Source organism: Paenibacillus sp. HJGM_3 (assembly GCF_045062745.1).
GTDB lineage: Bacteria > Bacillota > Bacilli > Paenibacillales > NBRC-103111 > Paenibacillus_AA.
This window is the reverse complement of the sequence record NZ_JBJGED010000008.1, coordinates 74536-98674: the sequence shown is the minus strand read 5'-3', so window position 1 is coordinate 98674 and position 24139 is coordinate 74536. Positions and strand designations below refer to the sequence as shown.

At 58.0% G+C, this 24139-nt stretch carries 20 protein-coding genes; all 20 read left to right on the top strand.

Annotation, left to right across the window (positions count from 1 at the left end; translation table 11 throughout):
• Nucleotides 1-29: 29 nt before the first annotated feature.
• The 20 genes from ACI5FR_RS11395 to murD all read left to right on the top strand — a co-directional run bounded on the left by ACI5FR_RS11395 (nucleotide 30) and on the right by murD (nucleotide 24115).
• Nucleotides 30-1004, top strand: a complete 975-nt coding sequence (locus ACI5FR_RS11395) for a ketopantoate reductase family protein (RefSeq protein ID WP_405454480.1) — start codon at nucleotides 30-32, stop codon at nucleotides 1002-1004.
• Nucleotides 1005-1047: 43 nt separating this feature from the next.
• Nucleotides 1048-1443 carry a DUF3397 family protein gene (locus tag ACI5FR_RS11390; RefSeq protein WP_405454728.1) on the top strand — a complete coding sequence of 132 codons (396 nt, stop codon included), beginning with the start codon at nucleotides 1048-1050 and terminating at the stop codon, nucleotides 1441-1443.
• A 27-nt stretch (nucleotides 1444-1470) separates the two neighbouring features.
• Nucleotides 1471-1728, top strand: coding sequence for a late competence development ComFB family protein (locus ACI5FR_RS11385; RefSeq protein WP_405454478.1), 258 nt, complete (start codon nucleotides 1471-1473; stop codon nucleotides 1726-1728).
• 365 nt (nucleotides 1729-2093) lie between these two features.
• Entirely contained in the window at nucleotides 2094-3740 is a 1647-nt protein-coding gene (locus tag ACI5FR_RS11380; RefSeq protein WP_405454476.1) for a peptide ABC transporter substrate-binding protein, read from the top strand.
• A 199-nt stretch (nucleotides 3741-3939) separates the two neighbouring features.
• The gene (locus ACI5FR_RS11375; RefSeq protein WP_405454474.1) at nucleotides 3940-4875 is read left to right on the top strand and encodes an ABC transporter permease; all 936 of its coding nucleotides are present in this window, start codon (nucleotides 3940-3942) and stop codon (nucleotides 4873-4875) included.
• Nucleotides 4875-5819 carry an ABC transporter permease gene (locus ACI5FR_RS11370; protein WP_405454472.1) on the top strand — a complete coding sequence of 315 codons (945 nt, stop codon included), beginning with the start codon at nucleotides 4875-4877 and terminating at the stop codon, nucleotides 5817-5819. Before ACI5FR_RS11375 ends, ACI5FR_RS11370 begins: the two co-directional genes overlap by 1 nt.
• A gap of 33 nt (nucleotides 5820-5852) precedes the next feature.
• Nucleotides 5853-6848 (top strand): ABC transporter ATP-binding protein, encoded by a 996-nt coding sequence (locus ACI5FR_RS11365; RefSeq protein ID WP_405454470.1) that lies wholly within the window; start codon nucleotides 5853-5855, stop codon nucleotides 6846-6848.
• A complete protein-coding gene (locus ACI5FR_RS11360) occupies nucleotides 6845-7801 on the top strand; it encodes an ABC transporter ATP-binding protein (protein WP_405454469.1) in 957 nt (318 codons plus the stop codon). The genes ACI5FR_RS11365 and ACI5FR_RS11360 overlap by 4 nt, the downstream gene beginning before the upstream one ends.
• A 166-nt stretch (nucleotides 7802-7967) precedes the next feature.
• Nucleotides 7968-9599 carry a bacillithiol biosynthesis cysteine-adding enzyme BshC gene (bshC, locus tag ACI5FR_RS11355; protein WP_405454467.1) on the top strand — a complete coding sequence of 544 codons (1632 nt, stop codon included), beginning with the start codon at nucleotides 7968-7970 and terminating at the stop codon, nucleotides 9597-9599.
• A gap of 58 nt (nucleotides 9600-9657) precedes the next feature.
• On the top strand, nucleotides 9658-10920 hold the full coding sequence (locus tag ACI5FR_RS11350) for an adenosylhomocysteinase (RefSeq protein ID WP_405454465.1): 1263 nt from the start codon (nucleotides 9658-9660) through the stop codon (nucleotides 10918-10920).
• A gap of 225 nt (nucleotides 10921-11145) precedes the next feature.
• Nucleotides 11146-12234: a DUF4349 domain-containing protein gene (locus tag ACI5FR_RS11345; RefSeq protein ID WP_405454464.1), complete on the top strand. Its 1089-nt coding sequence runs from the start codon at nucleotides 11146-11148 to the stop codon at nucleotides 12232-12234.
• 120 nt (nucleotides 12235-12354) lie between these two features.
• Complete coding sequence (gene mraZ, locus ACI5FR_RS11340) at nucleotides 12355-12792, top strand: division/cell wall cluster transcriptional repressor MraZ (RefSeq protein WP_405454463.1); 438 nt, start codon at nucleotides 12355-12357, stop codon at nucleotides 12790-12792.
• A 14-nt stretch (nucleotides 12793-12806) separates the two neighbouring features.
• Nucleotides 12807-13775 carry a 16S rRNA (cytosine(1402)-N(4))-methyltransferase RsmH gene (gene rsmH / locus ACI5FR_RS11335; RefSeq protein WP_405454461.1) on the top strand — a complete coding sequence of 323 codons (969 nt, stop codon included), beginning with the start codon at nucleotides 12807-12809 and terminating at the stop codon, nucleotides 13773-13775.
• 56 nt (nucleotides 13776-13831) lie between these two features.
• Nucleotides 13832-14284, top strand: a complete 453-nt coding sequence (gene ftsL, locus ACI5FR_RS11330; RefSeq protein ID WP_405454459.1) for a cell division protein FtsL — start codon at nucleotides 13832-13834, stop codon at nucleotides 14282-14284.
• A 13-nt stretch (nucleotides 14285-14297) separates the two neighbouring features.
• The gene (locus tag ACI5FR_RS11325) at nucleotides 14298-16646 is read left to right on the top strand and encodes a penicillin-binding transpeptidase domain-containing protein (RefSeq protein WP_405454457.1); all 2349 of its coding nucleotides are present in this window, start codon (nucleotides 14298-14300) and stop codon (nucleotides 16644-16646) included.
• 129 nt (nucleotides 16647-16775) lie between these two features.
• The gene (locus ACI5FR_RS11320) at nucleotides 16776-18704 is read left to right on the top strand and encodes a stage V sporulation protein D (RefSeq protein WP_405454455.1); all 1929 of its coding nucleotides are present in this window, start codon (nucleotides 16776-16778) and stop codon (nucleotides 18702-18704) included.
• An 82-nt stretch (nucleotides 18705-18786) separates the two neighbouring features.
• Complete coding sequence (locus tag ACI5FR_RS11315; RefSeq protein WP_405454453.1) at nucleotides 18787-20274, top strand: UDP-N-acetylmuramoyl-L-alanyl-D-glutamate--2,6-diaminopimelate ligase; 1488 nt, start codon at nucleotides 18787-18789, stop codon at nucleotides 20272-20274.
• Nucleotides 20271-21665, top strand: a complete 1395-nt coding sequence (locus ACI5FR_RS11310; protein WP_405454451.1) for a UDP-N-acetylmuramoyl-tripeptide--D-alanyl-D-alanine ligase — start codon at nucleotides 20271-20273, stop codon at nucleotides 21663-21665. The genes ACI5FR_RS11315 and ACI5FR_RS11310 overlap by 4 nt, the downstream gene beginning before the upstream one ends.
• 19 nt (nucleotides 21666-21684) lie before the next feature.
• The gene (gene mraY, locus ACI5FR_RS11305; RefSeq protein WP_405454449.1) at nucleotides 21685-22641 is read left to right on the top strand and encodes a phospho-N-acetylmuramoyl-pentapeptide-transferase; all 957 of its coding nucleotides are present in this window, start codon (nucleotides 21685-21687) and stop codon (nucleotides 22639-22641) included.
• A gap of 10 nt (nucleotides 22642-22651) precedes the next feature.
• Entirely contained in the window at nucleotides 22652-24115 is a 1464-nt protein-coding gene (gene murD, locus ACI5FR_RS11300; protein ID WP_405454448.1) for a UDP-N-acetylmuramoyl-L-alanine--D-glutamate ligase, read from the top strand.
• Nucleotides 24116-24139 lie beyond the last annotated feature (24 nt).

The window sequence follows — 24139 nt, the reverse complement described above, 5'->3', positions numbered from 1 at the left end:
GGGAAAATGGTAATCGGCAGGAGGCAACAATGAACATTTGGGTTGTAGGAGCAGGGTCGATCGGCATGCTGCTGGCTGCGAAGCTCGCGCTCGCGGGCCAGGCGGTCCGGGTCGTCACCCATTCGGAGGAGCAGGCTCGGGCGATCATGGACGAGGGGCTGCGGCTGGTCGAAGGCGACAATGAATATGTGGCCCGGCCTGAAGCCATCGCGTTCCGGCAACTGAAGCGGCTTGCTCCCGCAGCGGCACAAGCGCCGGACTGGCTCCTGCTTACCGTGAAGCAGCAGCATCTAACCGACGAGCTGATGACGGTCCTGGGCAAGTGGTGCGCCCGTGGGACCCGGCTGCTCGCCTGGCAGAACGGGATCGGGCACGTCGAGCGACTAGCGGACCATATCCCGGCCTCCCGGCTGGATACCGCGGTGACGACGGAGGGAGCCCGTAAGAACTCCCTGAACGAGATCCATCACACCGGCTTCGGCATGACTCGCATCGGATGCGCGATCGAGCCGGGGGAGGCGGAAGAGCGGCAGGGGACGGAGCAGCGGCAAAAAAAGCTGATCTCCGCGCTGCATATGGCAGGATTCGAGGTTTCCTTGTCGAACAACATGAGGGAGATAGCTTGGAACAAATTGCTAGTGAATGCCGTCATCAATCCGCTGACCGCGTTGCTTCAAGTGCCGAACGGCCGCCTGCTCGAGCTGGAGCCTTTAATGCCGCTGATGCGTTCCCTCTATGAAGAGGGAGTGGAGGCGGCGCATGCGGAGAACGTTCGTCTGCAAGAAGACTTGTGGGAGCAAGTACTCGAAGTGTGCCGCAGAACGGCGAACAACGCTTCTTCGATGCTGCAGGACGTCACCGCCGGCCGTCCGACCGAGATCGACTGGGTCAACGGCGCGCTGTTGCAGGCCGCACGGAAGCACGGGCTTACGTTGATGGCGAACAGCACGATGTACCGGCTCATTAAGTCGATTGAGGCCAAGCAGCGGCAGTCGGGCGAATAACGCCGGGGCATTCTCACTGGCATGACGAAAGCGGTGACTCGACCTGAATGCGTTTACGAATTTTTGGATCCATTTATATGCCATCACCGCGATCGTACCGTTTCTGTGGTTTTTCGTGCTCTGGCTGATCGTGTATTTGTGGTTCAAGGACAGCCGGAAAGCGACCAAATTGGCGATGGATGTAACGACGTTTTTACTGATCGGGTCCGTGTCTTCCATGTATCATACGATTTTTCATAACACGTTTGGCTTCTATATGATCCTGCTGTTTTTCTTGATCGGCTATGGATTGATCGGGAATTATCAGTATCGGCTGCGCGGCAAGATCAATCATTTGAAAATCGTCAGGCTGCTGTGGAGGCTTGGATTCCTGTTGCTAAGCGCGGTGTATTTCCTGCTCATGATTATCGGCTTCATCGTGAAGCTGAACGACGTCTAATCCATTCATTCGAGAGGGGATGCTGGAATGTCAATCCATAATATGATGGAAGAAATCGTGAGAAACTGTTTAAGGGATTTGATCGCGCATAATCCTGAGTTAGCGTCGCTCGAGGAACGGCATATCAACGACATTATGGCGCTCGCCTTGAATAAGCTCCCGCCCAAATACGTCTCCACGCAGCGGGGCGAGATGTTCGCCAAGACGCAGCTCCGCGCGCAAGTGGAGACGGATGTGTACCGCGAGCTGACCCACGCGATTGAACGGGTAAGAACGACGGAATAAACTGAAAGCGTTTCGAGGGAGCCGGAAGGCTCCCTTTTCGATAACACCAGAATTTATATGTTTTGAGCGTAAGCTCAAGAATTCTGGTGTTGCAAGAAAAGCTACCACTAAAGCACGAATGCACATCCTCGAAAGGCTTCGATCAGAAGCTTTTCTAATTTGTTCCGACTTGCTCCTAGAGGCATCCGCAACCCAATATTGTGCATATTTTTGTAAATTAAATCAAATGATAAGCAATAAGATCAATATTTTCCCCCTAATTGATCAATATTGTACGTGTATTTTTGAAAGTCGACGCGCTATATTAAGTTTCGTATGGCGAAAGATTAGAGAGAAATAAAATTTCATACTAAGGAGGAAAGGCCATGTTTAAGGGGTTCAACAAAAGTGTAATCGTTTTCATGAGCATCGTCTTGCTTATGGGAATGGTTCTGGCCGCCTGCGGCAACGACGGCAAGAGCAGCGGTGCCGGCGGCGATCAAGTGTTTCGTATGATTTTGGGTTCTGAGCCGCCATCTCTCGACCCGGGTCTTGCGCAAGACAATAACTCTTCGACGGTGCTTCGCCCGATCTATGATGGATTGACGAGGAAGGACGAGAACGGGGAAGTCAAAGGGGCCGCCGCCGAGAAATGGGAAGTTTCGAAGGACGGTCTGAAATACACGTTCAACCTTCGGAAAGACGCTAAGTGGTCGAACGGCGATCCTGTAAAAGCCAGCGACTTCGTCTTCGCCTGGAAGCGCGCCCTGGATCCTGCATTCGCAGCTCCATATGCGTACCAGCTGTACTACATCAAGAACGCGGAAGAGTACAACACGAAGAAAATTACGGACGCGAACCAAATCGGCGTTAAAGCCGTTGACGATTATACGCTGGAAGTCGAGTTGAAAGCTCCGACTCCTTACTTCGACAGTCTGGTATCGTTCTACACATACTTCCCTCTGAACGAGAAGCATGTGAAAGCGACGCCTAAGTTCGCCGCTGAGGCTAACACGATGGTGACGAACGGCGCCTTCACGATCAAAGAGTGGAAGCACAACGACTCCATTACACTCGCGAAAAACGAAAGCTACTACGGGGCCAAAGACATCAAGCTGGCTACCGTGAATATGAAAATTTTGAACGACGCCAATACGCAATTGCAAATGTACAACTCCGGCGAGATCGACTGGGTCGGCCGTCCGGTTGGGGAAATTCCGGTAGATAAGCTGCCTTCCTTGAAAGCCGACAAAAACTTCGGTCTTCAAGTGAAAGGGATCGCCTCGTCGTACTATTATGAATTCAACACGAAGCAAGCTCCGTTCGACAACGCCAAGATCCGCAAGGCGTTCGCAATGGCGATCGACCGCAAGTCGATTGTAGAGAAAGTAACGCTCGGCGATCAAATTCCGGCATTCGGCTTCGTGCCTCCGGGGATCAAGGGCGAGAAGAAAACGTTCCGCGAAGAAGTGAAAGACGACTACTTCAAGGAAGACGTAAACGAAGCTAAGAAATTGCTCGAAGAAGGCTTGAAAGAAAAAGGTTTGACCAAGCTGCCTCAAGTAACCTTGATCTACAACACCAGCGAAGCGCACAAGAAAATCGCCGAAGCGGTCGTAGACATGTGGAAGAAAAACCTGGGCGCGGACATCAAGCTGGAAAACCAAGAGTTCGGTGTGTACATCAAGAACCGTCAAACCGGCAACTTCCAGATCGCTCGCGCAGGTTGGGGAGCGGACTACAACGATCCGATGACTTACATTGACCTGCTCATGACAGGCGGCGGCAACAACAATTCGAAATATTCCAACGCTGAGTATGACAAGCTTGTGAAGGAAGCTCAGACTACTCAAGACGACAAGAAGCGTATGGAAGCGATGGCGAAAGCCGAGAAGCTGATGGTCAGCGAAATGCCGATTATTCCAGTGTACTACTACACGGGAATCTGGGCGCAAAAACCGTACGTGAAGAACGTATTTATCGACTACAAGGGCGATATCGACTTCACCAAAGGCTACATCGAAAAGAAATAAAGCCAATAGGTGAGAACAATCGGTTCGGGGTATAGGAAAGCTGTATACCCCGAGCTTTTTTTCATGTAAAACGGTGATGCACTAAAGCGGTTACCGGTACTTAAGCTGGGAAATGATACAATTGGACACGAAATAGTCTACTTGTTTACAATAAAAATAGTTATGTTAACTTTGGATTGAAGACGTAGGAGGTGCCGCGGTGGTTCGCTATGTTCTGCGAAAACTGCTCCTTGTATTAATATCTTTGTTCATATTGGCAACGGCCACCTTCTTCCTGATGAAGGCGATCCCCGGCGATCCTTTCATGTCCGAGAAAATGCCGTCTCCTGAGATATTGGCCAACCTGAAGGCCTACTACGGCTTGGATAAGCCGGTTATGGTTCAATACTGGAATTACATCAAGTCTATCGCTACGCTCGACCTCGGCGTCTCGATGAAATGGCAAGGCCGCACCGTCAACGGCATCGTCGAAGGGTCCTTCGGCAATTCGCTGCGCCTTGGTCTGTGCGCCATTATCGTCTCGGTATGTGTAGGCGTGACGCTTGGGACAATCGCGGCCCTGCGCCATCGCCGCCTGATGGACAACCTGGCGATGATTATCGCGGTGCTGGGCGTTGCGGTGCCTAGCTTCGTCATGGCGACGCTCCTGCAGTTCGTCTTCGCGAGCAAGCTGCATCTATTCGACGTAGCGGGGCTGAACGATCCGTCCGACTACGTGCTGCCTTCGCTTGCCCTGGCCTTCTCGCCGATCGCCTTCATCGCCCGTCTCACGCGCTCCAACATGCTGGAAGTGATGAGCTCCGATTACATCAAGACGGCGAAGGCCAAAGGGTTGAGCGGAACCGCAATCACCATCAAGCATGCGCTGCGCAATGCGATTCTGCCTGTCGTTACTTATCTGGGCCCGCTCACTACCGGGGTTATTACCGGTTCCGTCGTTATTGAGAAAATTTTCGGCATTCCGGGACTCGGCAAGCACTTCGTGGAGAGCGTGTCGAACCGGGACTATACGCTGATCATGGGACTCACGCTCTTCTACGGGGCGATCCTGATGGCGGCGCGCTTCCTGACGGACGTCGCTTACGTATTAGTCGACCCGCGCATTAAACTGACCGGCGGAAAGGAGAAGGCATAATGGCAGATTATACGGTTGAACACGGCGCAGGCGACCTGAAGCCGGAGCAGTTCCGCAAGCTGGACCGCAAAGAGAAGGCTGGAGACAAAATCGTCCGGCCGAGCCTGTCGTCGTGGCAGGACGCGTGGAGACGGCTCAGAGCGAACCGGCTCGCTATGGTCGGTCTGGTAATCCTCATCCTGCTCAGCTTCATGGCGATCTTCGGCCAGATGATGACGCCGCACGACTATGCGACGAACAATCTGGATCAGACGAACCTGCCGCCTTCCTCCGAGCACTGGTTCGGTACCGACGACCTGGGACGCGACATGTTCGCCCGCACATGGATGGGGGCTTCGATCTCGCTGCGCGTCGGTCTGTTCGCGGCGCTCATCGACCTGCTGATCGGCGTGCTGTACGGCGGCATCATGGGGTATTTCGGCGGTCGCGTGGACGAAGTGATGAGCCGCTTCTCCGAAGTGCTGTACTCCATTCCGCATATGCTCATCGTCATTCTCATGGTCGTCGTGTTCGAGCCGAGTATGACGACGATTATTTTGGCGCTGACGATCACCGGATGGATCAATATGTCCTGGATCGTCCGCGGTCAGATTATGCAGCTGAAGAACCAGGAGTACGCGCTCGCTTCCCGCTCGCTCGGGGCCAGCATGCCGCGTATCCTGTTCCGCCATCTGATCCCGAACGCATCCGGCCCGATCATCGTTACCTTGACGCTGACCGTGCCGTCGGCGATTTTCTCCGAAGCGTTCCTGAGTTTCCTGGGCCTCGGCGTCAGCTCGCCTGCCGCCTCTTGGGGTACGATGATTTCGGACGCCATCTCCGCGTGGGACGTCTATCCTTGGCGGATGATCTTCCCTGCGGGTTTGATCAGTTTGACCATGTTTGCCTTTAACGTATTCGGGGACGGCTTGCGCGACGCATTCGACCCGAAGATGAAAAAATAAGCTCGGCACGAAACTGGGAAGGAGGAAGCTGCTATGGACAAAATTTTGGACGTACAAGATTTGAAGGTGTCGTTCCGCGTGTACGGCGGCGAAGTCAAAGCCGTGCGCGGCGTCAGCTTTCATGTGAATAAAGGGGAAGCCGTAGCCATTGTCGGTGAATCCGGTTGCGGCAAGAGCGTGACCGCCCAATCGATCATGCGCCTCATTCCGTCCCCGCCCAGCATGATCCAAGGCGGTTCCGTCAACTTTATGGGCCAGGACCTGCTGAAGAAGACGGAGAAGGAGATGCAGGCGATTCGCGGGAAAGACATCGGCATGATTTTCCAGGATCCGATGACCTCGCTCAACCCGACGATGACGGTCGGCAAGCAAATTTCCGAAGGGCTGATCAAGCACCAAAACATGTCGAAGGCGGAAGCGACGAAGCGGGCCATCGAGATGCTCGGTCTCGTCGGCATTCCGAATCCGCAGGAGCGCGTGAAGCAGTACCCGCACGAATTCTCCGGCGGCATGCGGCAACGGGTGATGATCGCCATTGCTCTGGCGTGCAACCCGTCCCTGTTGATCGCGGACGAACCGACGACGGCACTCGACGTGACGATCCAGGCGCAAATTCTTCGTCTGATGAAGGATTTGCAAAAAAACCTGGGCACCTCGATCATTCTGATCACCCATGACTTGGGCGTCGTGGCGGACATGTGCGATCGCGTCATCGTCATGTATGCGGGGAAAGTGGTGGAGAGCGGCACGAAGATGGAGATCTTCAAAAATCCGAAGCACCCGTACACCCGGGGCTTACTCCGTTCCGTGCCCCGTCTGGACCAGAAGAAGGACGAGCCGCTTATTCCGATTCTCGGGACACCGCCCGATCTGATCAAGCCGCCGGCCGGCTGCGCCTTCTGCGCACGCTGTGATGAAGCGATGGAGATTTGCCTGAACAATGATCCGAATGAGACTCGGTTCAGCGAGTCGCATACGGCGCGTTGCTGGATGGCGCATCCGCTCGCCCATCAGGAGGTGGCCAAATGAGCAGCAATCTGATCGAAGTCCGCAACTTGAAAAAATTTTTCAACATCGGCAAAGGCCAAACGCTGAAAGCCGTTAACGATATTAATCTCGATATCAAGCAAGGCGAGACGCTCGGGGTCGTAGGCGAGTCCGGCTGCGGGAAGTCGACGGCCGGCCGCACGATCTTGCGGCTGTACGAGCCGACGGCCGGTTCGGTTACATTCGGCGGCACGGACATCTACAAGCTGTCCGGCTCCAAGATGAAGGCGCTGCGCCGCGAGATGCAGATGATCTTCCAGGACCCGTATGCGTCGCTCAACCCACGGATGACGATCTCCGATATTATCGGGGAGGCGCTCGACGTGCACAAGCTCGTCGGCAGCAAAGCCGAGCGCAAGAAGCGCGTCGAGGAGCTGCTCGACCTCGTCGGGCTGAACCCGGATCACGCAACCCGGTACCCCCACGAATTCTCGGGCGGTCAGCGCCAGCGGATCGGGATTGCCCGTGCGCTGGCGGTCGACCCGAAATTCATCATCTGCGACGAGCCGATCTCGGCCCTCGACGTCTCGATTCAGGCGCAAGTCGTGAATCTGCTGCAAGAGCTGCAGGACAAGATGGGACTCACGTACTTGTTCATCGCCCATGACTTGTCGATGGTGAAGCACATCAGCGACCGCGTCGCGGTCATGTATCTCGGCAAAGTGGTGGAGCTGGCCGAGAGCAGTGAATTGTACGCGAACCCGACACACCCTTACACGAAGGCGCTGCTGTCGGCCATTCCGATTCCGGACCCGGAGATCGAGGCGACGCGCGAGCGCATCGTGCTGCACGGCGATTTGCCGAGCCCGGTCAACCCGCCGAGCGGCTGTCCGTTCCGTACGCGCTGCCCGCTTGCTTCCGAGAAATGCGTCCAAGTCGAGCCTCCGCTCGTGGAGACGAAGTCCGGCCACTGGACGGCTTGCCATTACGCATAATACGGTTCGACTCAAGGGGTTGGTACAGGAGGGATCCTGGCCAGCCTCTTCTGCGTTCCCTTTTGACGAATCCCCTCGCGAGAGGTAAAATCGAATAGGCTGTTACAATGCCGAAACCTGGGAACTAATAGCTGTACAAATAACGGTAGATCAAGGAGGGCTCGGCATGCGAATAGAGCCATATATAGGGCAGCCCGGCCAGCCGCTCGCTCGCGACCATAAGGAGCGTTTCGCGTCGGTCGCGCAGCTGTACGCCTATGACCCGCAGGACCCGCAGACGATCCAGCGCCGCGCCGACTGGCTGGATACGGCCGGGCGGCCGCAGGCGGATCGGTCGGCGCTGGCGGACACGCTGCGCCGCTATAATGAAACGATCGGCAATGCGCCGGAGGCGCTGGAGGCGATCGAAGCGCTGCGCGATCCGCGCACGCTGGCCGTCGTCGGCGGTCAGCAGGCCGGACTTTTCACGGGCCCGCTGCTCGTGATGTACAAGGCGATCACCGCGCTGCAGGCGGCGCGTGCCGCCTCGGAGCGGTTGAACCGCCGCGTCGTGCCGGTGTTCTGGATTGCCGGCGAGGACCACGATTGGGATGAAGTAAATCACACGCACGTATTGACGGACGCGCTCTCGATCCATAAAATCAAACTAGCGACTGTGCCGGAGAAGCGCGGACCGGTGAGCGACGTTCTGGTATCTCGGGAAGATTGGCTGGCGGCGATCGACGAGCTCGAGGGGATGCTCATGAACACCGAGTTCAAGGGGCCGCTCCTGAATCAAGTGCGGCAGGCGTGCATGGAATCGGATACGCTGTCGCTCGGCTTTGCGCGCCTTCTGGCGCAATGGTTCGGTGCCTATGGCCTGATCCTCGTCGATTCGGCCGATCCGGCGCTGCGGCAGCTGGAAGCTCCGATGTTCCGACGCCTGGTCGAGGGTGAGCGCGAGCTAAGCGCATGCCTGATGGCAACCCAGACCCTGATGCAGGAGCTCGGCTACAAGCCTCAAGCGGAAGTGCGGCCGGACAACGCGAACCTGTTCGTGCTGCAGGACGGCGAGCGGCTGCTGCTGAGCTGCGAGGACGGGTTGTATACGGACAAGCGCGGCGAGCTGCGATTAACGCGGGATCAGCTGCTACAGCTTGCGGAGGCGGAGCCGGAGCGGCTGAGCAACAACGTCATGACCCGGCCGCTGATGCAGGATTACTTGTTACCGGTCCTCTCCGCCGTGCTCGGCACCTCGGAGATTGCGTACTGGGGACTGCTGCGCCCGGCCTTCGAGCAGTTCGGCCTGCAGATGCCGATCTTGACGCAGCGGCTCGAGTTCACGCTTGTGGAAGGCACGCTGCAAAAGCAGATGAACAAGTACGACCTGCAATTCGAGGACGTCCTGCTGCGGTATGAGGAGAAAAAGCAAGCATGGCTTGCAGGTCTTGGCTCGACTGAGCTGGCCGAGCGGTTCGCCGATGCCAAGCTGCGCTTCACCGACATGTACAAGCCGATCGTTGACACGATCGGGGCGCTGAACCCCGGCATGCGCAAGCTGGGGGAGACGAACCTGCAGAAGATCGTCGAGCAGATCGAGTTTCTCGAGACGCGGGCGAACGAAGCGTTCGCGAGCCAGTTCGACACCGCGCTGCGGCATTGGGAACGGCTGTACGTCTCGCTTGCCCCTCAGGGCAAGCCGCAGGAGAGGGTGTACAATGCCCTGATGTATCTGGTGAAGTATGGGGACGGTTGGCTGAAGGAATTGATTGACATGCCCCTGTCGCCGGACGATACGCACCGAATAGTATATTTTTAGAGATATCCCCGGTATTGTCAAAAAGCGAAGTACCCCATTAACCTAGAGGAGGCTACATATGTCAGCCAAAGAGCGCAGCATTATCGCGAACCCGGCCGCGGCGCCGGACGGACATTTGAAAATCGATTGGGTGCAAGCCCACATGCCGGTGTTGAACCGGATTCGCGAGCAATTCGAGAAGGAGCAGCCGTTCAAAGGGCTGAAGGTGGCCATCTCGCTCCATCTGGAAGCGAAGACCGCCTATTTGGCGAAAGTAGTGCAGGCCGGCGGCGCGGATGTGACAATTACGGGTAGCAACCCGTTGTCCACGCAGGACGATGTGTGCGCAGCGCTCGTGGAAGACGGGATCACCGTTTTCGCGAAGTACAACCCGTCTCCCGAAGAATACAAGCAGCTGCTCATCCATACGCTGGAGACGAAGCCGGACCTGATCATCGACGACGGCGGCGATCTCGTTACGATTCTCCACTCCGAGCGCCAAGATTTGCTGCCGCAAGTGCGCGGCGGCGCGGAAGAGACGACGACCGGCATACTCCGGCTGAAGGCGATGGAGAAGGAAGGGCAGTTGAAGTTCCCTATGGTCGCCGTTAACGACGCATTCTGCAAATACTTGTTCGACAACCGCTACGGGACCGGCCAATCCGTATGGGACGGCATCAACCGGACGACGAACCTCGTAGTGGCGGGCAAGACGGTAGTCGTCGTAGGCTACGGCTGGTGCGGCAAAGGCGTGGCTATGCGCGCCAAAGGTCTGGGCGCCAATGTCATCGTTACGGAAATCGACGCGATCAAGGCTGTGGAAGCCTATATGGACGGCTTCGACGTAATGCCGATGGTGGAAGCCGCTAAGGTCGGCGACTTCTTCGTGACCGTTACCGGCAACCGCGACGTGATTCGCGGCGAGCACTACGACGTGATGAAGGACGGCGCGATCCTCTCGAACGCGGGCCATTTCGACGTCGAAGTGAACAAGCCGGAGCTGGAAGCGAGAAGCGTGTCGAAGCGCACCGTGCGCCGCAACATCGAAGAGTACGCGCTCAAGGACGGCCGCAAGGTGTATGTGCTGGCCGAAGGCCGTCTCGTGAACTTGGCCGCCGGCGACGGACATCCGGCCGAGATTATGGACATGACGTTCGCGCTTCAGGCGATGTCGCTGAAGTACGTAAACGAGCAATACGAAGCGATCGGCAAAAAGGTCGTCAACGTACCGTACGAGCTCGACGAGCAAGTCGCCCGCTTCAAGCTGGCGTCGCTCGGCAAAGGCATCGACAAGCTGACCGAAGAACAAAAGAACTATTTGGACAGCTGGGCCGAGCATTAATTCCGCTCTTGGTCGGCTGCATCCCCGTCCCGCCATCCCGGCAGGACGGGGATTTTTGCCTCTGGGGACAAACCGGCTTTTTCCATGCCACCCGAGCCACAGGATCTTCCGAGAACCGGATGTTTTTTGTTCGTCGCATCCAATATCATGCAACCCTGGGTGTTATTGCTTCGTCTGATGAGTAGACGCTTACAATAGCGCAAACGACTAGGGGGTTGGGTTGCCATGGAGATCAGATGGAGGCGGCGGAGCAGGAAAGGTCGGCACGCAATCGTATGGTTGGCGGCTGCGGCGGCGTTCGCGATCGCGCTTTTGGCGGGAGGGTGCAGCACGAGCGACAATAAGGCCGGCGGGGAGGATTCCCGAACGGCGGAAAGCCTTCAAGCGGCTCCGGCTTCGCAGGCGGAGCTCGCGAATGCCGCTCCCGCCGCTAAGAAGGACCAAGCGGGATCGACGAAGTCCGCAGCTGCCCAGACGTCAGGCGCTTCGGCTTCAGCCAGTTCTCCCGGGATGGCGCTACCGACGAGCGCCGGTGCCTTCGACCGGAAAATCATTTACAAGGCGAACATTACGATGCAGGTAGACAGTTATGCCGACGCCCAATCGGACATTAAAAATAAGGCGCTCCTTGCTGGCGGATACATCGTCCAGTTTTCCGAGAATCGTACCGCTAACGAGCTAAGCGGCACGCTGACCGTCAAAATCCCGTCAACCGGGTTTACCGGGTTCATCGCCGATTTGGAGCAAATGAAGCCGAAATCGATGCAGCAAAACATCCAAGGCCAGGACGTAACGGAGGAATTCGTCGATTTGACGTCCAGGCTGAAATCGAAGCAAGTGATGGAAGCACGGTTGCTCGATTTCCTCGCCAAGTCGACGAAGACGGACGAATTGATCAGCTTCTCGAACGAATTGGGAAAGGTTCAGGAAGAGATAGAGAAAATCAAAGGCCGCATGACGTATCTGGAGCAGAACGTCGCCTTCTCTACGGCCGAAATTCGGCTGTATCAGAAGCTGGAGGATGGGAAAAAAGCGCAGGAGGAGCCCGGGAAATCGTTCGGTTCTCGAATCGTGCAGACGGGCAAGGCCAGCGCAGACGTCATGCTGGATATTGTGCAGTCGCTGCTGCTCTTCCTCGCGGGCGCGCTGCCCGTGCTGGTCGTACTGGCGATCATCGGATTGCCGTTGACCGTATGGTGGCGCAGACGCCGTCGAGAGCAAGCGCTGCAGGAGGAGCGCATGCGGCGGCTGAGACAGGAGAACCGCGTAACGTCCGATCCTCCAACCCCGCCCGACGATCCCGCATCCATTTAACCCCATAAACTTTTTTTGAGAATCCTGTCTGTGGCGGCAGGATTTTTTGCTGTGGTGGCGAATTTATCAAGTCATGTGGTGAAATGTGGGTGAAAGTGGTGGGAAAGGGGGGACGCACGGATGTTCATGGGGGAATATCAGCACACTGTCGACGACAAGGGTCGCATGATCATTCCAGCCAAATTCCGTGATGCCCTAGGCCCCCAATTCGTCGTCACCCGCGGATTGGACAACTGCTTGTTCGTCTATCCGAAGGAAGAATGGGCGATTCTCGAGCAGAAGCTCAAGTCACTTCCGCTCATGAAGTCGGACGCCCGCGCCTTTACGCGTTTCTTCTTCTCCGGCGCCACCGAATGCGAGCTGGACAAGCAGGGCCGCGTCAATCTCCCGAATACGCTTTGCGAGTACGCCAAGCTCGACAAAGATTGCGTCGTCCTAGGGGTATCCAACCGGGTGGAGATTTGGAGCAAGGAAGTTTGGGAAAGCTACTTTAAGCAGTCTGAAGCCTCTTTCAACGAAATCGCGGAGAAGCTGGTGGACTTCAACTTTGACTTATAGCGGAGGGCTTGTTCGTGTTTCATCATATTACGGTGCTGAAAGAAGAGTCCGTAGACGGGTTGTGCGTGAAGCCGCACGGGATCTATGTGGATTGCACGTTAGGCGGAGCCGGACACAGTGCGTTGATCGCCTCCCGGTTGAATGCCGATGGACGACTGATCGCGTTCGATCAGGACGATGCGGCGCTCTCCAACGCGCAGACCGTTCTCGCCGAATATGGGGATCGCGTCACGCTGGTCCGCTCGAATTTCCGCCATCTCGAGCGCGAGCTGCGCAAGCTGGATGTCCCCGTCGATGCGAACGGGGTACCGCAGGTGGACGGCATTCTGTTCGATCTGGGCGTCTCCTCGCCACAGCTCGATGAGGCGGATCGCGGCTTCAGCTACAACCAAGACGCCGAGCTCGATATGCGGATGGACAGGAGCGTTGAGCTTACGGCGAAGACGATCGTGAACGAATGGAGCGAGCAGCAGATCGCCCGCATTTTGCAGGAATATGGGGAAGAGAAATTCGCCCGCCGCATCGCGAAAACGATCGTGGCCGCTCGGGCCAAAGCCCCGGTGACGACCACCGGGCAGCTGGCGGAGCTGGTGAAGGAAGGGATCCCTGCGGCAGCCCGGCGCACGGGCGGCCACCCGGCCAAGCGCAGCTTCCAGGCGCTCCGCATCGCGGTGAACGACGAGTTGGGCGCCTTCGAGGACGCCCTGCAGCAAGCGATCCGCTGCCTGGCTCCAGGCGGACGCGTGGCCGTCATTACGTTCCACTCGCTGGAGGACCGCATCTGCAAGTTGACGTTCGCCGAGCATGTAGGAAAATGCACGTGCCCGACGGATTTTCCGATGTGCGTGTGCGGGAATGCGGACGGAGACTTGAAGCTGGTGAACCGGAAGCCGATCGCTCCGTCGGAGCGGGAGTTGGAGCTAAATCCGAGAGCAAGATCATCCAAGCTGAGAATCGCAGAGAAGCAAGACCGGCGATCCTGAACGATTCATTATACGAGACGCGTTTCTGATAGAGACGCTTAAGGAGGTAACGTCAAGTGTCGGCCTACATTCATGGCAATCTGGCTCTCGAGCCGAAGGAAGTTCGCAAGCCTCAGATCAAAGAAACGAAGAAAACCGTCTATCGGCGAAGACCGATTCCCGTGCAGGAGAAGCTGCTGTATTTGTTCACCGTGCTCATCTGCGTCGTTGTAGCCGGCGTCATCATTTGGCGTTACGCCCAAATCTATGAAATGAACACGCGGATTCAAATGATAGAAAAAGAAGTGAAGGCGCTCCAAGTCGAGAACAACAAGCTGAAGCTGGAGATCAGCAAGGCGCAGGACCCGAAGCGTCTGCAGGATATGGCCAACCAGTACGGACTCGGGCCGAACGAGAAGCAGGTGAGTCAAGTGGGGCAAGTGAACTCCGCGAACTCGGCGAACTCCGGAACGGCTTCCAAGACGGACGGTAAACCGAACAAATCGCCGCTCACCCTAAAAACCGAATAAAGGGGCTTAAGCGATGACGAAAAGAGCCAAGCTGAGAACGTTATGGATAGGGGGAGTCTTCACCCTCTTTTTTGTTGTCTTGGTCGGAAAAATGTATTACTTGCAAGTCGTAAGCGCCTCCGGACTCATGGAGAAGGCCGAGGAAATGTGGGAGAAGGACAAGGTGCTCCAGCCTGTGCGCGGCTCGATCCTGGACCGGAACGATCACATCCTGGCCGAGGACGGGCCGTCGTACACGGTCATCGTCAATCCGCAGGCCATAAACGTACTGAAGCAGGAACGGGCCGTCGCCCAGGGGTTAAGCTCCATCCTGGGCAAGCCGGAGTCGGAGATGATGGACCTCGTCACGAAAAAGCGCGCGGATAACGGAAAATTCTACCAATGGGTTGAAGTGCGAAGCGAAGGCTGGAAGATCGACAACGACAAGGCCGACGAGATCATGGAATTTTTCGATATGGAGAAGCCTTACGACAACCGCAATAACTTGAACACTCGTGGCATTTATCTGGAGGAGACGCAAAAGCGGTATTACCCTTCCAATAAAATGGCGGCACACGTTCTCGGTTATTTTGATAAAAACGGCAAGGCGGTTGGCGGGCTGGAATCGATGTACAACAACGAGCTGAGCGGCAAACCGGGGCGCATCATAACCGAGAAGGACCGGATGGGCTACGACCTGCCGGACGGGAAGTCGAGCTATGAGCCGGCGGTCGATGGCAAGACGATTCAACTTACCATCGATCAGCAAATCCAGTCCTATCTGGAAACCGCGATGGAAAAATCGTACCAGACTTGGAAGCCGAAAAGCATGTCGGCGATTGCGGTCAACCCGAAAACGATGGAAATCTTGGCGATGGCCAACTTCCCGAACTTCAACCCGGCCTCGTATTGGGATACGAATGATCAGAAGGACTTCTACAACCACGCCATAGGATCGATGTATGAGCCGGGCTCCACGTTCAAGCTGGTCACGCTGGCCGGCGCGGTCGAGGAAGGGCTGTTCAATCCGACGGAGACGTTCAAATCCGGCAGCATCAATATTCTGGGCGATACGCTGCATGACTGGAACGGCAACGGCTGGGGACCGATCTCTTATCTGGACGGTCTCAAACGGTCGAGCAACGTCGCCTTCGTGAAGCTGGGCTATGAGAAGCTGAAGCCGGACAAGCTGAAGGACTATATCGCCCGCTTCGGGTTTGGGGAGAAGACCGGGATCGACCTGCCGGGAGAAGCGAAAGGGCTGATCTCGTTCCGGTACCCGGTCGAGTATGCGACGGCAACATATGGACAAGGCGGGGTATCCGTCACCGGGATTCAACAGGCGGCGGCCTATGCCGCGATCGCGAACGGCGGCAAGCTGATGAAGCCGTATATCGTGAAATCGATCAAGGACACGCGGACCGGAGAAGTGCTGCAGACGACCCAGCCGCAAGTCGTGCGCCAGGTGGTGTCGCCGGCTACCGCCCAGAAGGTGACGGAGTATCTCGAGCAGGTCGTGTCGGACCAGGCGATCGGCACCGGGAAAAACGCCTACATCGAGGGATACCGGGTAGCGGGCAAGACCGGGACCGCCAACGTCGTCATCAACGGTAAGTATTCGGACGACACCTGGCTCACCTCCTTCATTGGCTTCGCGCCGGTCGAAGACCCTCAAGTCCTGATCGCCATCGTGGTCGATCAGGCGGATTTGAAAGGCGACTTCCACGAAGGCAGCAAGGTCGCGCCGATCATCTTCAAGGAAGTCATGTCGCAGAGCTTGCGTTACCTCGGGGTGTCGGCCAAGCTAAAAACCGAGCAAACCGCCAATGTCGAGAAAAAATTCTCGGTACCCGATCTGATCAACCAATCGGTCGCGGACGCGAAGAAAAGCTTGAACGACGGGAAGATCGCCTACGTGACAATCGGAAAAGGGGCGAAAATTGTGGCCCAATACCCTGTCCCTGGAACTGAAATGAACCCGTCGCAACGAATGTTTATCGTAACGGAGCCGGTCGAGGAAGCTGAGCTGCCGGATCTGAAGGGCAAATCGCTGCGGGACTCGCTCGAGATTTGCTCTTATATGAAAATCGATTGCCAAGTGTCCGGCGAAGGCTATGTCGTGAGTCAGACGTTGTCTGCCGAAGGGGACAAGAAAACCGCCAAGCTCGAGCTGAAGCCATGGCTCGAAACGGCGGAAGCCTCGGCAGGAGCGGGTGCCACCCCGGCCCCTGGCAAAGGGAGCGGGGCGTCGGCGACCGGCGGCGCAGGGGCGACCGGGAAGACGGCGAATAGCGTCAATACCGCCGGCGCTACGCCAAAGCCGGGTACGACACCAACACCATCACCGACTCCGACCCCGACTCCATCGGGGAAAAAACCTTAAGCGGAACCGACAGCTTGTTCTATCCGTTTTCGCATTCGAATAGTCTTGTTATGAACCGTCAGGTAGACAAGTTATGGCTACCTGATCGTTCGACCCAGGGCGAATCGAAGCGAAGGGGGACCACCTGTCGTGAAAGTATCTAACGTAACTGTTCGACGCCGTCTGTATCTGGCACTGATCCTAAGTACGATCCTTTTCGCCGCCATGCTCGTTCGTCTAGGATATGTGCAGCTGTGGATGGGCAGCGAATTGGCCCAGCGCGCCGAGGACAACTGGCGGCGCATGATCCCGTTCGCCGCGAAGCGCGGGGAACTGTGGGACCGCAATGGCGTTCGGCTCGCTTACAATATTACTTCACCGTCTGTAATGGCGATCCCGGCGCAAGTGAAAGACCCGGAGACCGCGGCGCGGGAACTTGGCCGCATCCTCGAGATGAGCGAGGAGTCGGTGCTCGCGCTCGTGAAGAAGCGGGAATCGATCGTAAAGATTAATCCGGGCGGCCGGAAAATCACCGAGGAAAAAGCCGAGGAGATCCGCAAGCTGGGCTTGCCCGGAATCGTCGTAGCGGAAGACAACAAACGCTATTACCCGTTCGGCTCGCTGGCGTCCCACGTGATGGGGTTCACGGGCATAGATAACCAAGGGTTAACAGGAGTCGAACTCTCTTATAATAAGCCGCTCAGCGGCATTCCTGGCAATGTCTCGTATTTGGCCGATGCACGGGGCGGCACGATGCCGAATTCCTCGGACAAATATACGCAGCCGAAGGACGGCTTGAACTTGCAGCTGACGATCGACAAGCAAATTCAGTCGTTCGTGGAGCGGGAGCTCGATCAGGCGATGCTGCAGTTCCAGCCCCAGCATGTGATCGCGATCGCGATGGATCCGAACAACGGCGAGATTCTGGCCATGTCCAGCCGGCCGACATACGATCCCACGAACTATCGGGATTTTCCTTCGGAAACTTATAACCGCAATTTGCCGATCTGGATGACGTACGAACCCGGGTCGACGTTCAAAATCATTACTCTGGCCGCCGCGGTCCAAGAGAAAAAAGTGGATCTGAAGCGGGAGAGCTTCTACGACCCAGGCTTCATCGAGGTAGGGGGGGCCAGGCTGCGCTGCTGGAAGGGCGGCGGCCATGGCAGCCAGACGTTCCTGCAGGTCGTGGAGAACTCCTGCAACCCCGGCTTCGTCGTCTTGGGCCAGCGGCTCGGCAAAGAAAAACTGTTCGATTATATCGGCAATTTCGGCTTCGGGAAAAAAACCGGCATTGACTTGGGCGGCGAGGAGAACGGGATCATGTTCAAGCCGTCGAGGGTAGGTCCGGTGGAGCTGGCGACGACCGCGTTCGGCCAAGGGGTGTCGGTCACGCCGATCCAGCAGATAACGGCCGTATCCGCAGCAGTGAACGGCGGGAAGCTGTTCAAGCCGCATATCGCCAAAGCCTGGGTCAACCCGGATACCGGCGAGACGGTCGAGACCGTTCAGCCGGAGCTGGTCCGGCAAGTGATCTCAGAGGAGACGTCGAAGACGGTGCGGGAAGCGCTGGAAAGCGTCGTAGCCAAGGGCACCGGACGCAATGCGTTCCTGGACGGCTACCGGGTCGGCGGCAAAACCGGGACCGCGCAAAAAGTAGTAAACGGCCGGTATTCTCCCGACGAGCACATCGTCTCCTTCGTCGGCTTCGCGCCGGCGAACGATCCGAAGGTCGTCGTCTACGTAGCCGTCGACGACCCGCAGGGCTTGCAGTTCGGAGGCTTGATCGCCGCGCCGATCGTACGCAACATTATGGGCGATACGCTTCGTTACCTCGGGGTGGAGCCGAGCAAGGATCAGTTGAATAAGGATTACCGCTATGGGGAGACGACGGTCGTGGAAGTGCCGGACCTGGTCGGACGGACCGTCAGCGACATCTATGAAGATATGAATTCGAACTTCCTGCTGGAGAAATTCGGGACCGGCTCCGAGGTGATCAGTCAGGCGCCCAAAGCCGGGCAGCGGGTAGAGAAAGGCTCGACGATCCGCATTTATTTGTCCGATCATGTCAATCATTGATTCTTTCTGAGCTGATTTTTGTCTATAATAGATAAGGTTGCGTTTGAACGGGGTTGTAACTCGAGTGGAAGGGGAGAAGGGCATGCGGCTTGCGGAGCTGGCGTCCCTCTTGCTGCTGAGCAGGCTGGAGGGGGATGGATCTACCGAAATTACGGGCATGCAGACGGATTCGCGGCAAGTGTCGCCCGGTGACTTGTTCTTCTGCATCCCGGGGCTCGTGCACGACGGTCATCACTTTGCGAAGGCCGCGGCGGAGCGGGGGGCGGTCGCCCTAGTCGTCGAGCGGCCCGTCCCGGTCGACCTGCCGGTGCTGATCGTGAAGGACGCGAGACTCGCCATGGCGGTGCTGGCGTCGCATTTCTACGACTACCCGAGCCAGGCGATGAAGCTGATCGGGATTACGGGTACGAACGGGAAGACGACGACCGCCTTCATCCTGGAACAGCTGATGAGCGATCTCGGCTGGCGCACCGGTCTGATGGGGACGATCGCGATGAAGGTCGGCGACGAGTGGTCCGAGGCCGAGCGGACGACGCAGGAGGCGCTCGATCTGCAGCGCAATTTAAGCCGGATGGCCCGGGCGGGCACCGATGCCTGCGTCATGGAGGTGTCGAGCCACGCGCTGGAGCTGGGCCGTGTCAAAGGGTGCCATTTCCGGACTGCGATCTTCACGAACTTGACGCAAGATCACCTCGATTTCCATCAGACGATGGAAAAATACGAAGCGGCGAAAGGGCTGTTCTTCGCCCGGCTGAGCAACGGATACTCGGCCGATCCCGCTCATCGCCAAGTGGCCGTATTGAACGGCGACGATCCGGCCGCGAGGCATTATAGCCGCTTGACGGCCGCCGAGGTCATCACGTATGGACTTGATTTCGAGAACGACGTCCAGGCGAGCGGGGTGCGCGTCACCTCGAAGGGGACCGCGTTCACAATCTCGTCGTTTGCCGGCAGCGCGGAGATCCGAATGAAGCTGATCGGCAAATTCAATGTATACAACGCGCTTGCCGCGACGGCGGCATTGCTCGCGGAGCGCATTCCGCTCGAGCGGATCCGGGAAGGCCTGGAGCGCGTCCGCGTCGTGCCGGGGCGGATGGAGCTCGTGGAGGGGGCGCCGGACTTCGCCGTCGTCGTAGATTACGCGCACACGCCGGACGGCCTCGAGAACGCCTTGTCCACAGTGAGCGAATTCGCCGAAGGACGCATCCTGGTCGTCTTCGGCTGCGGCGGAGACCGGGACCGGGGCAAGCGTCCGATCATGGGACGCATCGCGGCGCAGTACAGCGACTATTGCATCGTCACGTCGGATAATCCCCGGACCGAGCCGCCGGAGTCGATTCTGCTAGAGATCGAGAACGGGCTTCGCGACGCCGGGATGGACGCGGATGCTTACGAGCTGGAGGTCGAACGCCGCCATGCGATCCAAAAGGCTATTGAAATGGCAAGCCCCGGCGATGTAGTATTAATTGCGGGAAAAGGCCATGAGACGACCCAGATCATCGGGGGAACCGCGATCCATTTCGACGACCGGCTGGTCGCCCAAGAAGCGATAAGGGGAAGAAACAAGTGATTAGACGCACATTCGAACAAATCCGACTCATGGTGAACGGGACGAACCCGAATGGGGTGGACGAAGACCTTGAGATCGAAGGGGTTTCGAAGGATACCCGCTCGATCAAGATGGGCAATTTGTACGTGCCGATTATCGGAGAGAACTTCGACGGGCACGCCTTCGCGCAGGAAGCGATCGACAAGGGCGCGGCCGCTACGCTGTGGCAGGAAGACCATCAGCCCGTCCCGGCGAACATGCCGGTGATCCTCGTGCCGGACGCGCTGGCCGCGCTCCAGCAACTAGCGCACGCCTACCGGCAGGAACTGCCGGTCCGGATCATCGCCGTCACAGGCAGCAACGGGAAGACGACGACCAAGGATATGGTCGCCTCCATTCTACGCACGACGTATAAAGTGCATAAGACGGCCGGCAACTTGAACGGGCATATCGGCTTGCCGCTTACCATTCTCGAGATGTCCGAGGATACGCAGATGGCGGTGCTGGAGATGGGCATGCGCGGCCGTCACGAGATCGAGCTGCTGTCGAACATCGCCGAGCCCGAAGCGGCTATCATTACGAATATAGGCGAATCGCATCTGGAGCTGCTCGGTTCCCGCGAGGAGATCGCCAGGGCGAAGCTGGAAGTGATGCATGGCATGAAGGAAGGCGGACTTCTCATATACAACGGCGACGAGCCGCTGATCGAAGCGCTGCTGCCGGAGATGCCGAAGCCGAAGGGCTTGCTGCGATACCGGTTCGGCGCGACCGACAAGAGCGACATAAGCCCCACGGGCATTTTGCTGGACGATCAAGGGACTCATTTTACATTGGAAACGAACGGCGGGCTCACCTTCTACATTCCGATGCTCGGCCAGCACAACGTCATTAACGCGTTGGCGGCGATCGCCGTCTCGAAATATATGGGCGTGAGCGACGCGGACGTGATCCGCGGCCTGAAGACGGTGAAGCTGACCGGCATGCGGATCGAGCAGCTGAAGGCTCCGTCCGGACTCACAGTGCTGAACGACGCGTACAACTCCAGCCCCACCTCGACCCGGGCCGCGATCGAGCTGCTCGAGATGCTCGAAGGCTACCGCCGCAAGATCATTATTCTGGGCGATATGCTGGAGCTGGGCGATCGGGAAGAAGCCTACCACCAAGAGATCGGCGACCGCTTGAATCCGGACCGGATCGATTACGTGTACGCGTGCGGACCGCTGTCCCGGAAGCTGGCCGAGGCAGCGGCGAAGAAGTTCAAGCCGGGCCACGTACGCTGGTTCGAGAAGAAGGAAGAGATTATCGCCGATGTGCTGCGCATCGTGAAGCCGGAGGACGTCGTGCTCGTGAAGGCTTCGCGAGGCATGAAGCTGGAAGACGTCGTGAGCGGGCTGCTCCGGCAGTCCAGATAAGAGGAAAGGAGAGAGACGGATGGATCGGATTGTGATCCTGTTTACGCTGGGGGCCGCTTTCGTGCTCGCGCTAATTGCAGGGCCATTGTTCATACCCTTGCTCAGAAGACTCAAATTCGGACAACAAATTCGCACGGACGGCCCGCAAGGCCATCTGAAGAAAGCGGGAACGCCGACGATGGGCGGCACAATCATCCTGCTCGCACTCTCCCTGGCATTCCTGCGATTCTCCGACAAAACGACGGATGCGGTCATCCTGCTCATTGCTTCGCTCGGGTACGGACTCGTCGGATTCCTGGACGACTATATCAAAATTTTGTTCAAACGATCGCTGGGGCTGACGGCGCGGCAAAAGCTGGCCGGCCAGCTCATCGTCTCCGGGGTCGTGTGCTACTTGCTGTACCGGAACGGTCACGACACGGATCTCAGCATTCCGTTCACGGACTTGACACTGTCCGTCGGCTGGTGGCTGTACGTGCCGTTCGTCATTATCATGATGCTGGGCATGTCCAACGCGGTCAATTTCACGGACGGCCTGGACGGCCTGCTGGCCGGGACGAGCGCCATCGCCTTCGGCGCCTATACGATCATCGCGATGGTACACTCGACGCAGGAGACGGCGATCTTCAGCGCGGCGATGGTCGGGGCGGTGCTAGGGTTCCTCGTGTTCAACGCGCATCCGGCCAAGGTGTTCATGGGCGACACCGGCTCGCTAGGGATCGGCGGGGGCCTGGCCGCGGTGGCGATCTTGACGAAGTCCGAGCTGCTCATCCTGCTGATCGGCGGGGTGTTCGTGCTGGAGCTGCTGTCGGTCGTCATCCAGGTCGTCTCGTTCAAGACTCGGGGGAAGCGGGTGTTCAAGATGAGCCCGGTCCATCACCACTACGAGCTCGTCGGGTGGTCCGAATGGCGGATCGTCCTTACATTCTGGTTGGCCGGCCTTGTGTTCGCGGGCGCGGCTCTGATTACTATATGAGGTGTAGCAAATGAATCATCCGGCTAGTTACGCCGGGAAGGACGTCGTCATTCTCGGCCTGGCGCGAAGCGGCGTGGCGGTAGCGAAGCTATTCCACGAACTGGGCGCACGCGTAATTGTGAACGATCAAAAAACGCTCGACCAATGCCCTGAGGCCGCCCCACTTACGGCTCTGGGTATTTCTGTTGTTACCGGGGGCCATCCGGACACGCTCATTCATCCTGGAGTCGCGCTGGTCGTGAAGAACCCCGGCATCCCCTACAAAATCGCTCCGATCCAGGAAGCGATCCGGCTCGGCATCGAGATCGTCACCGAAGTGGAGGTCGCTTCGCTCATCTGCCAAGCGCCGATCATCGGCATTACCGGCTCCAATGGCAAGACGACCACGACGACCTGGGTGGGGGATATTCTTCGCGAGGCCGGCTTGTCGCCGATCATCGCCGGCAACATCGGCCGCGCGCTGTGCGAAGCGGCGGAGGAGGCGACGCCCGACGACTGGATGGTCGTCGAGCTGAGCAGCTTCCAGCTGAAGGGCACGAGCCGGTTCCGGCCTCGCATCGCCTGCCTGCTGAACATTAGCGAGGCGCACTTGGACTACCACGGCTCGATGGACGATTACATCGAGTCGAAGGCCAAGCTGTTCGCCAATCAGACCGCCGAGGACACCGCAGTGCTGAACTGGGACGATCCTACGTGCCGGATACTGATCGAGCGCGGCTCCGTGAAGGGCCGGCTCATGCCGTTCTCGATCCGCGAACGGCTGCCCCGCGGCGTCTACATAGAGCCGCCGCTCGCGGCAGGCGAGGCGCTCACGGAGCGCCACATGCTCGTAGCCCGCGGCGTGCCCGGCGGAGCTGCGGCTAACGATCCCGAGGCTGACACCGGCCTCGTGGAGCTCGTAAGCGCCTTGCAGCTCGGCATCCCGGGACGCCACAACGCCGCGAATGCCCTCGCCGCTGCGGCGATTGCGCTCGCGGCTGGGGCGTCCGTGGAGGCGATCCGCGCGGCGCTGCAGGCGTTCCGAGGCGTGGAGCATCGCCTCGAGCTTGTGAAGCAAGTGAACGGCGTGACGTTCTATAACAACTCCAAGGCGACGAACGCTCTGGCGACGATTACGGCGCTCGAGTCATTCCGGCAGCCGGTCGTGCTGATCGCCGGGGGCAAGGAGCGCGGCTCGCATTATACCGAGCTGCTGCCGCTCTTCAAGGATCGCGTGCGCGCTGTCGTCGCGTTGGGCGAAACCCGGCAAAAATTTGCCGATGTCGCGGCGAAGGCCGGAATTACCCGGGTGAAAACGGTCGATACTGCTAACAGCGCAGCCGATACGCTCCGCTCCGCGGTGGACACGGCCTACGCGTTCGCCGAGCCCGGGGACGTCGTGCTGCTCTCACCGGCCTGCGCGAGCTGGGACATGTTTGAGTCTTACGAGGAACGCGGACGCATTTTTAAACAGTCGGTGCATAATCTTGTATAATAGGGGGGACAAGAACCACCCCTC